We start from the raw sequence: 15,506 nt of genomic DNA, 5'->3' as shown, positions 1-15,506 counted from the left end.
CATGCTGGACACTTTACTAATAAATATCGGTCAATTACTAACAATGGATCAAGAAGATGGCTTGTTAAGACGGGAAGCGATGAACACGCTTCCTGTTATCGAAAACGGTGCGGTTGGAATTGAAAATGGTGTAATCACTTTCGTTGGAACAGTGGAAGAAGCGAAAGGACTTCAGGCGAAAGAAGTTATTGATTGCGGTGGGAAAATGGTTTCTCCTGGTCTTGTTGATCCGCATACTCATCTTGTATTTGGTGGATCTCGTGAAAATGAAATCGCACTAAAATTACAAGGAGTTCCGTACTTAGAAATTTTGGAAAAAGGGGGCGGTATTCTTTCAACTGTAAATGCAACGAAACAGGCGTCGAAAGAAGAACTTGTTCAAAAAGCGAAATTCCATTTAGACCGTATGCTATCTTTCGGAGTTACAACTGTAGAAGCGAAGAGTGGTTACGGATTAGATGATGAGACGGAATGGAAACAATTAGAGGCAACAGCACAATTACAAAAAGAGCATCCGATCGATTTAGTTTCAACATTTTTAGGTGCTCATGCAGTTCCGAAAGAGTATAAAGGTAGATCGAAAGAATTTTTACAATGGATGTTAGACCTACTACCAGAAATGAAAGAGAAGCAATTAGCGGAGTTCGTTGATATTTTCTGTGAAACAGGTGTGTTCTCTGTAGAAGAATCAAAAGAATTTTTATTAAAAGCGAAAGAGCTTGGCTTTGACGTGAAAATTCATGCAGATGAAATCGACCCTCTTGGTGGTGCGGAAGCAGCGGCAGAAATCGGTGCAGCATCAGCGGACCATTTAGTTGGAGCTTCTGATAAAGGAATTGAAATGCTTGCAAACTCGAATACAGTAGCAACATTATTACCAGGAACAACTTTCTATTTAAATAAAGAAAGCTTTGCTCGTGGTCGTAAAATGATTGATGAAGGTGTTGCAGTTGCGTTAGCTACAGACTTTAACCCAGGTAGCTGTCCAACTGAAAATATTCAGCTTATTATGAGCATTGCGATGCTAAAACTGAAAATGACACCAGAAGAAGTTTGGAATGCCGTAACGGTTAACTCATCATATGCCATTAACCGTGGTGATGTAGCTGGAAAAATTAGAGTTGGTCGTAAGGCAGATTTAGTTTTATGGGATGCTTACAATTATGCTTACGTACCGTATCATTACGGCGTAAGTCATGTGAATACAGTATGGAAGAATGGTAATATTGCATATACAAGAGGTGAACAATCGTGGAGCACGGCCACTATTTAAAGAAAAATGCAAAGTTTATTGATCGTGAAGTGACAAAATGGAGTGAGATGATTAAAGATTGGGAGGAAGGCGTAGAAATATTCGGTGCTGCCTTAATTGGAGCACCCCTTTCTAAACCATCTATTAGTCATTCAGGAGCAAGTTTTGCTCCAAAGACAATTCGTGCGATGTTAGATGCATATAGCACATATGCAATTACAGAAGAACACGATATGAAAGAAAGTGTCTTATATGATTGCGGCGATATTACGATGCATGTGACGGATATAAAAGAAAGTCATAAACGAATTGCAAAAACAGTTGGTCATGTAACGAAAGTAAATCCGAACATGATACCAATCGTTCTTGGCGGTGACCACTCGATTAGTTTTCCGAGTATAACAGGTTTTGCAAACAGTAAAGGAAAGGTCGGAATTATTCAATTTGATGCTCATCATGATTTACGTAATTTAGATGATGGAGGCCCGTCAAATGGTACACCATTCCGTAGTTTACTAGAAAATGATGTCATTACAGGGAAACAACTTGTTCAAATTGGAATTCGTAATTTTTCTAATGCACGTGCGTACCATGAATATTCAATAGAACATGGCGTGACAGTGTATACAATGAAAGATGTACGAGAGCGAGAAATAAAAGATATTATCACGGAAAGTATTGAAGTATTAAGAAATCAAGGTGTGACTTCTATTTATATTTCTCTTGATATGGATGTGCTAGACCAAGCGTTTGCACCAGGTTGTCCAGCAATTGGGCCTGGTGGAATGGATAGTACGACTTTACTAGATGCGATTGAATTCCTTGGTAAAGAACCGCTCGTTCAAGGGATGGATATAGTAGAGATTGATCCAACTCTTGATTTTAGGGATATGACGAGTAGAGTAGCAGCGCAAGTGATTATGAGTTTTCTTTTAGCGAGGGAAACGGTTAGTAAGCAGGTTAGTATATAGACGGAAAAGTAGATCTTTATTTATGTCTTATCAAAAACACATCACTACTTAAATGTAGTGATGTGTTTTTGTGTTAAAAGAGAATGAATGTGTGTGGAACTGTTAATGGAATTGCGGTTTTTATAGTGTATTGTGTAAATTTAATTTCTTGCTTCTGAAGTGTTGACGTGTAAAATAATTTTGTGATAAAATAAAAATTTTGCTAAAAAACTAAAATTGTGTTAAACTTGAGAAGGTTACCATATATGGAGGTGGATTATTTGTTTCAAATTGGCGATAACATTGTTTATCCAATGCAGGGAGCAGGTATAATTAAAGCCATAGAAGAGAAGGAAATCTCAGGAGAAAAACAACAGTATTATGTTATAAAAATGTCGGCTAGTAATATGGAACTAATGATTCCAGCAGGGAAAATATTGAATTCGAATATACGACCAGTTACGGATATAACCGCATTAGCACACATAATGGATATTTTTCAACATGGGGAATCAGATAGATTACTTACGTGGAAACAAAGGTATAAATTGAACACTGATAAAATAAAGACGGGTAAAATGCAAGAAGGTGCTGAAGTTGTGCGTGATTTAATGCGTATACAGAAAGAAAAAGCACTTAATGCAAGCGAAAAGAAGATGTTAGATAACGCATATGAATTTTTGATTAGTGAACTGGGATTAATTGAAGGTATCACAGAAAATCAGATAAAAAGCTTTTGTTAAGGTTCATTACAAATAATGTATTATATCCCAAAAAAGATCTTGAATTTTTTGGGAACATAATTATAGAAAATTTATCATTTCAAAGACATTCAACTCTTTCAAACCACTTTTAGAGCATTACCTCTATTGTTATTACTACAATCAAATCCATTTTTATTTTTTAATTTCATTTATGAATGTTCGAAGTTTAATTGAATACTTCGATAAAATAGTTACTTGATTTTTGCAATCCTGATTCACACTGGCACGGACGAGGAGCCGTAAGGATGAAAGAGAGGTAGGGCTTTCATTGTTTTAGGTATATAAGTTATTATTTTTAGAAGAATACTGAACCATTTTCACTTCTATTGATAAGGTGTTTTTTATTAAAGAGATAAACGAATTGACAGCCATATATGGTTAACAAAAAAGGTTTCCTCCTAAGGAAACCTTTTTAATATTATTTATAGCATTTTATTTTTGGGATATTCGAATTTTTTATTGTAAAGTCGTAAAAATTGACGTTACTATCTAAAAGTAAGTATGATGCGATTATAGTAAGATTTTTTAGGGGGAAGAAAAATGACAAGTTCAAGTAATAAAGCAGCGAGTATTTATGAAGGAACAAATGTAAATGCTGGGGGATTTTTTGAAAACGTTGAAGAAACAAAGTTGTTTGATCCAATTCAAGTTGGAGCTTGGTCTCTTCGTAATCGTATAGCGATGGCACCGATGACAAGATGCTTTGCAGATAATGAGACTGGAGTAGTTGGTGCTGATGTAGTGGAGTACTACAGAAAACGTGCTGCGGATGGAATTGGACTAATTATTACAGAAGGAATTGTCATTAGTCAGAGAGCAAAAGGAAACCCAGGAGTGCCAGGTATTTATACACAAGAACAAATCGATTCTTGGAAACCTGTTACAGAGGCGGTACATAAAGAAGGCGGGACGATTATTGCTCAAATATGGCATGTTGGGCGTATGAGTCATCATGAAATAATTGGTGGTCAAATGCCACAAGCACCGTCGGCTATCGCTGCAGAGGGAAATGTTCCACGTTTTCGTAAACCATTTGATACGCCAGAAGCAATGACGTTAGAAGAAATACAAGAAGTGATCGGTCAATACGCACAAGCTGCGAAAAATGCGATCGAAGCTGGATTTGATGGAGTAGAAATTCACGGTGCACACGGATATTTAATCGATCAATTTACGTATGAGTTTGCGAATAAGCGAACAGATAAATATGGCGGTAATTTAAAACAAAGGTTAACGTTTATGAAAGAAGTAACGGCGGCTGTAATAGAAGCTGTTGGAGCTAATAAAACACTTCTTCGCTTCTCTGCTTTCAAAGGTGATAATCCTACTTATATGTGGGAAAACCCTGAGTTTGCAATTGAAACGTTCATAAATATATTTAAAGAGGTAGGGTTAACGATGATCCATCCTTCAACGATGAATTATACGCAAGAGATTGCTGACGGAAAGAATTTTCATCAACTAGTAAGAAAATATTGGGATGGTACGATTGTTGGGGTTGGTAATTTGAATCCGAAAGAGGCCGAAGAAGCGTTGGAAGAAGGAACGATTGATGTAGCGGCATTCGGAAGACCGTTAATTGCTAATCCAGACTTTGTTCATCGAATTAAACACGCTGAAAGTTTAGTTGAATATGACGCGAAAGAGCATCTTGCTACGTTAGTATGAATAAAGATAAAAGGAGAGCACATCGAGTGTTCTCCTTTTATTATGGAATTTCATAGGGGGAAGCGGGATGAGTGAAACGCTACTCGTTATTATTAGTATATTACTATTTTTAATGTTGCTTTTAATCGTCTTTTTTATCATTACATTTTTTATAAAAAAACGAACATATCATTCTATTTTAAAATTACATCCGTACTTAGGAAGAATGCGCTACTTACTGGAAAAGATAGGGCCTGAATTTCGACAATATTGGTTTGATCATGATACGGATGGAAAGCCTTTCTCACGTTATGATTTTCAAAGTGTTATGTTTTTAGCGAAATATCGCTCTGAAATACTTGGTTTTGGATCAAAACGAGATTTTGAAGCTTCTGGCTATTATATTGCTAATACATTATTTCCGATATTAACTGAGGAATTAAGTGTGAATCTCACGCAAGAGCGGGAAGGTAAAAAGTACGTGATTCATAAAGAAGGGTTATTTTCAAGAAGAGAAAAATTGACAGCGGATACAACGAATCTTTGGCTGTATGAAGAAGATGATGCAATTATAGTTGGTGAGAACCGTAAATATCCGTGGAAGCTACATGGCATGTTTGGTGCATCTGCAACTTCTTACGGTGCGATTGGAGAAAATTATATTTTAGCGAGTGGTTTTGGAGCGAAAATGGCAGGCGGATCGTGGATTAATACGGGTGAAGGCGGCGTTATTCCAGAACATTTACATACAGGAGCAAATATCGTTGCACAAATTGGTCCAGGGTTATTTGGATATCGTGATGAGGACGGTAATTTTTCAATGGAAAAATTCATGGAGAAAGCGAAAGAAAGTAATATTAGAGCATTCGAATTGAAATTTGGGCAAGGTGCTAAAATACGTGGTGGTCATTTAGAGGGGCAAAAAGTAAATGAGAAAATTGCTTTTGTTCGCAACGTCCGAAAGGGAGAGACGATTAATTCACCGAATCGATTTTCATTTTTAAAGAATGCAGCGGATACACTTTGTTTTATTCAACAGTTGCAAGAAAGCGGCGGTAAACCAGTTGGAATGAAAATTGTAATTGGTCAGCAGAAGCCTTTGGAAGATTTAATAAAAACAATGAAAGAACTAAACATTTACCCAGATTTTATTACAATAGACGGTTCAGAAGGTGGGTCAGGGGCAACGTATAAATCGATGGCAGATTGTATGGGACTGCCGCTTATCCCAGCATTACTTACATTTATCGATACAGCAAATCATTATGGTGTCCGTAACAAGTTTAAAGTATTTGCATCGGGTAAATTAATAACACCAGATAAAGTAGCGATTGTTTTAGCGATTGGAGCGGATGCTGTAAGTTCAGCCCGCGGATTTATGATGGCAAGCGGCTGTATTATGGCCCTTCAATGTAATTCTGGCCAATGTCCATCTGGTGTAGCCACGACGAATCCACATTATCAAAAAGCATTAGATCCGTATGAGAAGAAGTGGCGAGTCATGAATTATATTATTAGTATGAGATATAGTTTATTTTCATTAGCGGCAGCGGCGGGAGTGAAGAGCCCGCGCTATTTAACTAGAGAGCATATTGTGTTTAAAGACGAGGTGGGGAGAGTAATTCCTCTTTCGGAGTTGTTTCCTATAGTAAATCAAACCTAAAAGTATATTTGATATGTAAGATTTTTTAGAGGAATACTCATATTTTGGGGAAAATTAGGAGTATAATAGGGAAGTGTTTTTTAAAATGACTATTTTTAGGGAGAGATTCACTTGCAGCAAGGTTCTTACAGTATTACAATTTTTTTACTCGTCATAGGGCTCGTTATATTTAGACGCATGCGCTCTACGAATCGACCAATTAATAATAAAGGAAGACGACTACTATTGCCATTATTTTTCTTATTACCAGGTTTTTCTTTATATGCAGCACCGATACAACTTGCTGATTGGAAAATTGGTATAGCTGCTGGGATCGGATTGTTATTGTCAATTCCACTTATTATTTTAAGTGGGTATGAAGTCAGAGAAGATGGTCAAATTTATGCAAAAAAAGTATCGCTTTTATTGCTACATTTTTAGTTATCGTTCTTTTACGTGCTTATTTTAGAAGACATTTACAAGGGTTAGATCCAAAGTCAATCGGTATTCTTTTCTACACTCTTGCGGTTTGTTATATAGTACCTTGGTGTATTGGATGCTATATGAAATTTCGTAAAGTATATGTAGAGAAAGAGAAAATTGAGACGTCAATAAGCTAAAAGTCATACATTTTTGTGGCTTTTTCTTTTAAAATTTATCGGGTAAACAGATGAAAATAAGGTGTGAAAAAACACTGTTTAATTTTCTGAATATTTTTGCTTTAAATTCTTGAAAAATCATTGTAATCCACTGGGATAAAGGCGTTTATAAAGGTTTTCACATGTAATGAAAAGTGCTCGTTCACTTGAAAGAACAAAAAATGTTTGTTAAGGTAGGGAACCATAAGCGAAAACAAGAAAATAGAAAAAGTCATTTTTCGAAATTTTGAATGGCTTATGGACTAAGGGAGAGATTTGGTGAAGATTGAAATTATGGTTTCGCTTGCTATTTATATGGCAGGTATGTTGTATATCGGATATTGGTCTTATAAGAAGACATCCAATTTATCAGATTATATGTTAGGCGGAAGGGGACTCGGTCCAGCAGTTACAGCTTTATCAGCTGGTGCTTCTGACATGAGTGGTTGGATGCTAATGGGATTACCTGGTGCGATGTATGCAACAGGATTATCAAGTGTATGGATTGCGATAGGTTTATTAATAGGTGCTTATGCAAACTATTTAATCATTGCCCCGCGTTTACGAACGTATACAGAAGTGGCAAATGATTCAATTACGATTCCAGACTTTTTAGAAAATCGGTTTAAAGATCGTACGAAAATACTTCGTTTTGTCTCCGCTATCGTCATTTTAGTATTTTTCACATTTTATGCGTCGGCTGGTTTAGTTTCAGGTGGACGTTTGTTTGAAAATTCTTTTAACCTTGATTATAAAATTGGTTTATTTGTAACAGTGGGTGTCGTTGTTGCGTATACACTATTTGGTGGTTTTCTAGCTGTAAGTTGGACGGACTTTGTGCAAGGTTGTATTATGTTTATTGCACTTGTACTAGTACCAATTGTTGCTTTTACGGATGTCGGTGGTGTAACAGAAACATTCAATACGATTAAGCAAGTTGATGCATCACATTTAGATATGTTTAAAGGGACTACAATGCTTGGTATTATTTCATTTTTAGCATGGGGTCTTGGGTATTTTGGTCAACCACATATTATTGTCCGCTTTATGGCAATTACCTCTATTAAAGATTTAAAAACTTCTCGTAGAATTGGTATCGGTTGGATGACGATTTCAATTATAGGTGCAATGCTTACTGGTCTAATTGGTATCGCTTATTATGCTAAAAATAATGCGACATTACAAGACCCAGAAATGGTCTTTGTAACATTCTCAAATATTTTATTCCATCCGTACATTACAGGATTTTTATTATCAGCTATTTTGGCTTCGATTATGAGTAGTATTTCCTCACAATTACTTGTTATTTCAAGTGCCGTAACGGAAGATTTCTATAAAACATTTTTCCGTCGTAATGCAAGTGATAAAGAACTTGTATTTATCGGTAGGCTGTCAGTATTAGTTGTAGCGATGATTGCAGTTGTTTTAGCGTATCATCCGAGTGATACAATTTTAACGCTTGTTGGATATGCTTGGGCAGGATTTGGATCAGCATTTGGACCAGCAATTTTATTAAGTTTATATTGGAAGAGAACGAACAAATGGGGCGTTCTTGCTGGGATGATTGTCGGGGCATTAGTTGTTATTACTTGGGTACAAATTCCAAGTTTAAAAGCGACTATGTATGAAATGATACCTGGATTCTTCTGTAGCTTATTAGCTGTTATTATTGTAAGTTTATTAACGAAAGAACCAGTTAAAGCGATACATCGTGAATTTAATGAGATGGAAGCAGTATTGGAAGAAGAAAAGAAATGATTTGCAAAAAGAGTAAACGGTGAATAGCGTTTACTCTTTTTACATGTAAAATGAAAGTAAGGACTTATTGACAATAAAAAATAAGTAACTTATAATAAATCTTGAGTTCGAGATAATAAATGTTCATAATGAAAATTTATTATGGTTATAAATCGAACAAATATTTTTTGTGAATTATCTTGAATTCGAGATAATTTAATAGGTTAGACACCGATACGTAATCTTGTAATTAATATCTCGAATTCGAGATAAAATTATAATGACGGATTTTACTTTGTAGCATGGACAAAATGAATAATGAATTTAAATGTAAAAGAATTTTTATAATGAAATAAAAAAGGGGTGGAAGAAATGGAAAAGAAAACAATGGGAATCCATCATATTACAGCGATTGTAGGGCATCCACAAGAAAATGTAGACTTTTATGCTGGTGTATTGGGGTTACGTTTAGTGAAACAAACAGTGAATTTTGATGATCCAGGTACGTACCATCTTTATTTTGGAAATGAAGGAGGAAAGCCTGGAACAATTATTACGTTTTTCCCATGGACAGGTGCTCGTCAAGGTATTATTGGAGATGGTCAAGTAGGAATTACGTCTTACGTTGTACCAAAAGGTGCAATGGAGTTTTGGGAAAATAGATTAGAAAAATTCGATGTTTCGTATACAAAAATGAATCGTTTTGGAGAGCGGTATTTAGAATTTGATGATCCGCATGGTTTGCATATAGAATTAGTTGAAAGAGAAGAAGGCGAATTAAATAATTGGAGTTTTGGAGAAGTTACACCAGAAGTAGCAATTAAAGGGTTTGGAGGTGCTGTTCTTTTATCTACACAGCCTCAAAAAACAGCTGAATTATTAGAACATATTATGGGTCTTGAGAAAATTGGAGAAGAGGGTGAATTTGTTCGATTCCGTTCTTCTGCTGACATTGGAAATATTATTGATTTGAAATTATCAACAATCGGTCGTGGCCAAATGGGCGTTGGCACAGTTCATCATATTGCCTGGAGAGCGAGTGACGATGCTGATCAGCTAGACTGGAAAGAGCATGTGTCGCGTTTTGGATATCACGTAACTCCTGTACAAGATCGAAATTATTTTAACGCGATTTATTTTAGAGAACATGGTGAAATCTTATTTGAAATTGCAACAGATCCTCCTGGTTTCGCTCATGATGAATCGTTAGAGACGATGGGTGAGGAATTAAAGTTACCGGAACAATATGAACAACATAGAAAACAGATTGAACAAACGCTTTTACCATTTGAAGTGAGAAATTTAGATTAAAGTGATTGAAGGGGGAAAAGGATTATGATGAAACATGTTTTTCAAAAAGGAAAAGATACGTCAAAACCAGTGTTGTTATTACTTCATGGCACAGGTGGTAATGAATTAGATTTACTACCACTTGCAGAAATAGTTGATCCGGAAGCGTCGGTATTAAGCGTTAGGGGAAATGTGTTAGAGAATGGGATGCCGCGTTTCTTCCGCCGATTAGCAGAAGGCATTTTTGATGAAGAGGATTTAATTTTCCGTACGAAGGAATTAAATGAATTTTTAGATGAAGCGGCTAAAGAATATAAATTCGATAGAAATAACATTGTAGCTATCGGTTATTCGAATGGGGCAAATATCGCAGCAAGCTTATTATTCCATTACGAAAATGCATTGAAAGGTGCTGTGCTTCATCACCCAATGGTACCAAGAAGAGGAATGCAATTAGCAAATTTAGCAGGGAAATCTGTATTTATTGCTGCTGGGACAAATGACCCAATTTGTTCATCAGCAGAGTCAGAGGAATTGAAGGTACTATTAGAAAATGCAAACGCGAATGTAACAATGCATTGGGAAAATCGAGGGCATCAATTAACGATGGGTGAAGTAGAAAAAGCAAAAGAGTGGTATGACAAAGCATTTTAAAAAAGAAGCATCTGCTAATCATTAGCAGATGCTTCTTTTTTATTTAAGACTGGATTGCAAGATGAGATGAAGAAAGTGGTAGCTTAATATCAACAATTGTACCTTTATTTAATTCGCTTGAAATGTGTAATTTACCATGATGTTCTTCAATTATTTTGTAACACATCATTAATCCTAGTCCTGTGCCTTTTTCTTTTAAACTATAAAAAGGTTCGCCTAGACGGGAGATACGATCTTCTGGAATGCCACAACCTTCATCGATAATTCGTATTAAGATGAAATTATCCTCTAATGGTTTTGTTTGGATGAAAATATTTCCGCCATTTGGCATCGCTTCTATCGCATTTTTTAATATGTTTATAAAAACTTGTTTTAATTGGTTACCGTCACATTGAATATCATATACGTAATCAAAATGATCCATGATGATATGAACGCTATGCATAATTGCAGTCGGTAAAATAAATGTAACTACCTCTTCAATTAAAGTTTGTATGTTACAAGTTTGGATAGATAATACTTGTGGCTTAGACATCGCCATAAATTGACTCGTGATGGATTCCATTTGTGAAATCTCACTTAACATAACATCGATATACCATTTTTGCTCCTCATTTATTTCAGGGAGGAGCAACGTTAGAAAACCTTTTAGAGAAGTGAGTGGATTTCGAATTTCATGGGCAATTCCAGCTGTCAGTTGTCCGACTACTGCGAGCTTCTCAGATTTTCGTAATAACTTTTCAGTTTCTTTTAGCTCAGTAACATCTCTCCCCATCACGATAAGACCTTTGCGAGAACCGTCAGGATGATAAAGCGGGACTTTTGATATACTTAAGATTAGATCGAAATCATCTCTATGTATAATAAATTCCTCGCCATGAAGAATTTGTCTTTGTTGCCATGCTAGTTCATCAATTTCTTCACAATGTAAAAAAGCTTCTCGGTATGCTTCATTATATTGAATGAGTTCGCTATCTTTTTTCCCATGGTAAGGTACATGATGGAAATTGAAGCAAGAAAGTGCGTAGTCATTTGCCTCAAGCCAGCGCCCTTCATGATCTTTAAATATAACAAAGGCAGGCATGGAGTTTACTAATGTACGTAATCTCTTCTCACTTTCTTTTAGCATATTCTCAATTCTTTCTGATTTTTCAAGCGGCTTCATAATAGCATATACGCCAGTAAGACGATTTTGAACAAAAATAGGAACTAGTTTTGTCACAACATCTAATAAGAATCCATTTTTATGATAAATAGATAAGATATACTCTTGTTGATTATCCGCTTCAGTATTCTTTATATTTTGTAATACTTGCTCAGAAATATGGGCTTCTAAAATAGAGGTAATATTTTTCTGTTCTAATTCTAAAGAAGTGTAACCTAATATTCTTTCGGCAGAAGGATTTATATGTAGAATAACTCCTTCTAAATTTAATGAAATAATACTATCAGGATTGTGTTCGAACAGAGATGCGTACATTTCTGTTAATGAACGATCTTGTATATGGTTTCGCAAACGTCTAGAAATGTTCGGATGACGTTTTTTTTGAGTTGGTGAATATTTTTTACGACTCATAATAGTTCCTCCGTACAAATAGCATCTAAAAAGATTTGTCTATTCATAACTATAATATAGATGTAATGTGTATTTCTATAAAAAATGGAAGTTATAGAATAAATTTTGTTTTTTTTATTTTTTGTAAGGTGAATGCAGGGTGGTAATAAGGGGAGCTTATATTGTTTTATAAACCTTTTGTAAGTTACAGACGGCTGTTTTCCATATAACATTAGGGTAGAGGAGGGGAGAGGAAATGAAAAATTATATTCAAGGGATTAATCACGTGCAAGTAGCTGCACCTGTAGGGTGTGAAGAAGAGGCGCGTGATTTTTATGGGAATATGATTGGTATGGAAGAAATTCCAAAGCCAGAAGAGTTGAAAAAACGAGGCGGATGTTGGTTTAAATGCGGAAATCAAGAAATTCATATTGGTGTCGAGCGGAACTTTACACCAGCTAAAAAGGCTCATCCAGCTTTTTATGTGAATGAAATTAATGAATTTAAGCAAACACTTATAGAGCAAGGTGTTAAAGTGATTGATGATTATGCACGGCCAGATGTAATTCGATTTTACGTGTCAGATCCATTTGGAAACCGAATTGAATTTATGCAAAATAAAGACTAGGTGGATTCCCACCTAGTCTTTAACTTCTTCTGAAAAGTCCTAACACTTCTACAGTTTCTGTAATATTAACGAATGCATTCGGGTCGATTTCAGAAATTGTTAGTTTCATACTTGCTAATTCTTCACGAGAAACGACGGTCATAAGTACACGCTTTTTCTCGCTTGAATAAGCACCTTCGCCATCAAGTAACGTTATTCCACGTACAACAGTTGAAAGAAGTTGTTTTTTCATTTTTTCTGCTTCATTTGTTACAATCATAAGTGTAACTTTACGATGTTTTGTATGAACAGCATCAATTACTTTACCGGTTACATAAATTGAAAGTAAGCTTGTAAGTGCAACATCCCAGGTGAAGAAGAATCCTGCGATTATTACAACGACTGCATTTAAAATAATAAGGAATCCGCCAAGTTTAATGTCTCGCTTGCGGGATAAAAGCATACCGATAATATCAAATCCACCAGTGGATCCATTACAGTTAAAAACAAGACCAATACCAGCTCCGGCGATGACACCTCCGAAGATAGAAGATAACAATGGATCTGTTGCTACGACTTTTACTGGAACGTAGTATAATGCAACAGATAATACAACTACAGAGACAACTGTGTTAAAAATTACTTTTTTTCCAAGACCTATGTACCCTAAAATAAGGATAGGTAAGTTTAATACAAAGTTAATAATGCCTGTGTTTACAGGGGTTACAATCCCTAAAATAATAGCAATTCCGCCAATTCCACTACTTAAAATTTTGTGGGGGATAAGGAAAAGATTAAAGGCAACCGCAATAATAATAGAACCGATAATAACACCAAGGAATCTGACCATTTCTTTCCCGTCCTTCACTGAAAAATTCATATTATTTCAAGATTATATATGATATTGAAAGTTTTGGGTAAAAACAGTTTATTTCGGTAAATTAGATTAATCAAAAGAATTTGAGTATTTTATTATTTGAAAGGGGATACAGTTGTGAAGATAAAAACATATCAACAGAAAAGCCCGTTGAAGCAAGAATGTGAGGATTCTTATTTTTGTAATAAAGAAAAAAAGATTTATGGTGTATGTGACGGTGCAACACCACTTGTCCCGTTTCGTGATGAAAAGGGACATAATGGAGCATACATCGCTTCGCATTTATTTGCAAGTTATTTTACTGCATTACGAGAGAATCATAGTTTACAATTTGCAGTTGCCAAAGCAAATGAAGCATTGCAAAGCAAAATGTTAGAATATGAAGTAGACATGGGAAAAAAAGAGCATTTGTGGTGCACATGTATCGCGGCAGTTCAAATAGTTGGTGAGAAAATTGAATATGCGCAGCTTGGGGACTGTATGATTGTCGCAACTTTTCAAAATGGAACGATGCAAGTATTAACGAAAGACACAGTTGAAGGAATTAGTAAACGAGCAAAAAAGAAGAGGGAAGAAGATCGTAAAAAAGGGTTATCTGTACCAGAAGAACATGTTTTTCAAGATGTGCGACAACAGTTAAAATACAATCGTTATCTTGCAAATATGCCAAATGGTTATTCAGTTGCAAATGGAATGAAAGAAGCGATACATTATTTACAACATGGTGAATTACATATAGATGAAGTGAGTGGAATTTTTATTTGTTCAGACGGGTTATTCCACCCAGATTGGTCATTAGAACAAACTGTTGCATATATAAGAAAGAATAGTATAAACGAATATATAGCAATCATTGAAGAGCTAGAAGCGGAAAAGAGAATAAGGCCAGATGATAAAACGATTATTATGATTGATTTTTAAGAGGAGGCAGTTCAAATGGAAATTAAATGTGTCAATCTAACATTTCAAGATGAATTAGTTCCTTTAGAAAAAGTAAATCAACTGATTATTCACCATACAGCTGAAGATGGATGGGACGTGTATAAAACGCATGAATTTCATCAAAAAGTACGGGGGTGGAGCGGGATTGGTTACAATTATTTTATTGAAGAAGATGGAACTGTAGTGGAAGGACGAGGTTTACATATTGGAGCGCATGCGAAAGACCATAACCGTTATACAATTGGAATATGTATGACGGGAAATTTCGATAAATACGATCCAACTCCTGCACAAGTGAATGCATTATATTCTTTATGCAAAATGTTTATGAAGCAATTTGCTATAAAGGAAAAAAATATACTAGGTCATAGGGAGTTAGAAGGAGTTACAAAAAGCTGTCCTGGTAATCGTTTTTCTATGGTAGAGTTAAGGAAGATATTATCTTAAATATAGAGGAGTAACAACGATGATGAATATAAAAATACCAAATGATAAAAAAGAAGAGCTTGTAGCGCAAATTCAGCAATTTTTCATGGAAGAAGATCTAGATGAAATTGGACGTTTCCAAGCAGAGCGTTTAATAGAAGAAATGATTAAATTAGTTGGACCATTTGCATACAATCAAGCAATTGGAGATGCAAGAAAGCTTGTAAGTGAGAAATTAACGAATATCGAAGAAGATTTATACGTGTTAGAGAAGAATGAAGGAAAATAAAAAAAGAGCCGATGGGCTCTTTTTTATTTTTCTTTCTTATGTTCCTTATATTCATGTACTTTTTCTTTCACATTACCAACTGTATCTTTAGCAGTGCCTTTCACCTTATCCCATTTTCCTTCAGCTTGTAATTTCTTATTGTCAGTTACTTTCCCGACAACTTCTTTTACTTCACCTTTTACCTTATCAATGGCACCTTCTACTTTTTCTTTTAAACCATGATCATGTTTAGTCAT

At 35.3% G+C, this 15,506-nt stretch carries 15 protein-coding genes and 1 pseudogene; 13 read left to right on the top strand and 3 right to left on the bottom strand.

Features of this window, described 5'->3' with window-relative positions; genetic code table 11:
* Position 1: 1 nt before the first annotated feature.
* The 9 genes and pseudogenes from hutI to AXW78_RS17260 all read left to right on the top strand — a co-directional run bounded on the left by hutI (position 2) and on the right by AXW78_RS17260 (position 10,574).
* Positions 2-1,273: an imidazolonepropionase gene (hutI, locus tag AXW78_RS17300; RefSeq protein ID WP_000887544.1), complete on the top strand. Its 1,272-nt coding sequence runs from the start codon at positions 2-4 to the stop codon at positions 1,271-1,273.
* Positions 1,252-2,223 carry a formimidoylglutamase gene (gene hutG / locus AXW78_RS17295; protein ID WP_061884491.1) on the top strand — a complete coding sequence of 324 codons (972 nt, stop codon included), beginning with the start codon at positions 1,252-1,254 and terminating at the stop codon, positions 2,221-2,223. Before hutI ends, hutG begins: the two co-directional genes overlap by 22 nt.
* A 260-nt stretch (positions 2,224-2,483) precedes the next feature.
* Positions 2,484-2,945, top strand: coding sequence for a CarD family transcriptional regulator (locus tag AXW78_RS17290; RefSeq protein WP_175423368.1), 462 nt, complete (start codon positions 2,484-2,486; stop codon positions 2,943-2,945).
* Between the two features lie 561 nt (positions 2,946-3,506).
* A complete protein-coding gene (locus tag AXW78_RS17285; RefSeq protein WP_061884490.1) occupies positions 3,507-4,634 on the top strand; it encodes an alkene reductase in 1,128 nt (375 codons plus the stop codon).
* A 67-nt stretch (positions 4,635-4,701) separates the two neighbouring features.
* On the top strand, positions 4,702-6,276 hold the full coding sequence (locus AXW78_RS17280; RefSeq protein ID WP_000005176.1) for an FMN-binding glutamate synthase family protein: 1,575 nt from the start codon (positions 4,702-4,704) through the stop codon (positions 6,274-6,276).
* A 177-nt stretch (positions 6,277-6,453) separates the two neighbouring features.
* Positions 6,454-6,776 (top strand): annotated as a pseudogene (locus AXW78_RS17275) (CcdC protein domain-containing protein); the annotation flags it as partial.
* Between the two features lie 396 nt (positions 6,777-7,172).
* Positions 7,173-8,651 carry a sodium/proline symporter PutP gene (gene putP, locus AXW78_RS17270; protein ID WP_061884489.1) on the top strand — a complete coding sequence of 493 codons (1,479 nt, stop codon included), beginning with the start codon at positions 7,173-7,175 and terminating at the stop codon, positions 8,649-8,651.
* Between the two features lie 351 nt (positions 8,652-9,002).
* On the top strand, positions 9,003-9,941 hold the full coding sequence (locus AXW78_RS17265) for a ring-cleaving dioxygenase (protein WP_000412750.1): 939 nt from the start codon (positions 9,003-9,005) through the stop codon (positions 9,939-9,941).
* Between the two features lie 24 nt (positions 9,942-9,965).
* Entirely contained in the window at positions 9,966-10,574 is a 609-nt protein-coding gene (locus AXW78_RS17260) for an alpha/beta hydrolase (protein ID WP_000975488.1), read from the top strand.
* A gap of 43 nt (positions 10,575-10,617) precedes the next feature.
* Here the strand turns inward: AXW78_RS17260 and AXW78_RS17255 are convergent, their stop codons facing one another.
* Complete coding sequence (locus AXW78_RS17255; RefSeq protein WP_000087651.1) at positions 10,618-12,150, bottom strand: BA3702 family sensor histidine kinase; 1,533 nt, start codon at positions 12,148-12,150, stop codon at positions 10,618-10,620.
* 235 nt (positions 12,151-12,385) lie between these two features.
* On the opposite strand from AXW78_RS17255, the gene AXW78_RS17250 reads away from it, so the two are divergent.
* Positions 12,386-12,757 carry a VOC family protein gene (locus AXW78_RS17250; RefSeq protein WP_000800778.1) on the top strand — a complete coding sequence of 124 codons (372 nt, stop codon included), beginning with the start codon at positions 12,386-12,388 and terminating at the stop codon, positions 12,755-12,757.
* 19 nt (positions 12,758-12,776) lie between these two features.
* On the opposite strand, the gene AXW78_RS17245 is transcribed toward AXW78_RS17250, so the two are convergent.
* On the bottom strand, positions 12,777-13,586 hold the full coding sequence (locus AXW78_RS17245; protein ID WP_000251344.1) for a YitT family protein: 810 nt from the start codon (positions 13,584-13,586) through the stop codon (positions 12,777-12,779).
* 126 nt (positions 13,587-13,712) lie between these two features.
* Here AXW78_RS17245 and AXW78_RS17240 point away from each other — a divergent pair, with 126 nt between their 5' ends.
* Genes AXW78_RS17240 through AXW78_RS17230 form a run of 3 tightly spaced genes read left to right on the top strand, consistent with a single transcriptional unit; the run spans position 13,713 to position 15,270 of the window.
* On the top strand, positions 13,713-14,534 hold the full coding sequence (locus tag AXW78_RS17240) for a PP2C family serine/threonine-protein phosphatase (protein ID WP_102947841.1): 822 nt from the start codon (positions 13,713-13,715) through the stop codon (positions 14,532-14,534).
* Positions 14,535-14,549: 15 nt separating this feature from the next.
* A complete protein-coding gene (locus AXW78_RS17235) occupies positions 14,550-15,002 on the top strand; it encodes a peptidoglycan recognition protein family protein (RefSeq protein WP_000402976.1) in 453 nt (150 codons plus the stop codon).
* Positions 15,003-15,021: 19 nt separating this feature from the next.
* The gene (locus tag AXW78_RS17230) at positions 15,022-15,270 is read left to right on the top strand and encodes a DUF2164 domain-containing protein (RefSeq protein ID WP_000981064.1); all 249 of its coding nucleotides are present in this window, start codon (positions 15,022-15,024) and stop codon (positions 15,268-15,270) included.
* A gap of 23 nt (positions 15,271-15,293) precedes the next feature.
* On the opposite strand, the gene AXW78_RS17225 is transcribed toward AXW78_RS17230, so the two are convergent.
* Positions 15,294-15,506: a CsbD family protein gene (locus tag AXW78_RS17225; RefSeq protein ID WP_000160410.1), complete on the bottom strand. Its 213-nt coding sequence runs from the start codon at positions 15,504-15,506 to the stop codon at positions 15,294-15,296.

It is taken from the genome of Bacillus thuringiensis (genome assembly GCF_001595725.1).
In the GTDB taxonomy this organism is placed as follows: Bacteria; Bacillota; Bacilli; order Bacillales; family Bacillaceae_G; genus Bacillus_A; species Bacillus_A thuringiensis_K.
The sequence above is the reverse complement of the archived record's forward strand: the minus strand, read 5'-3'. Positions and strand labels throughout refer to the sequence as shown.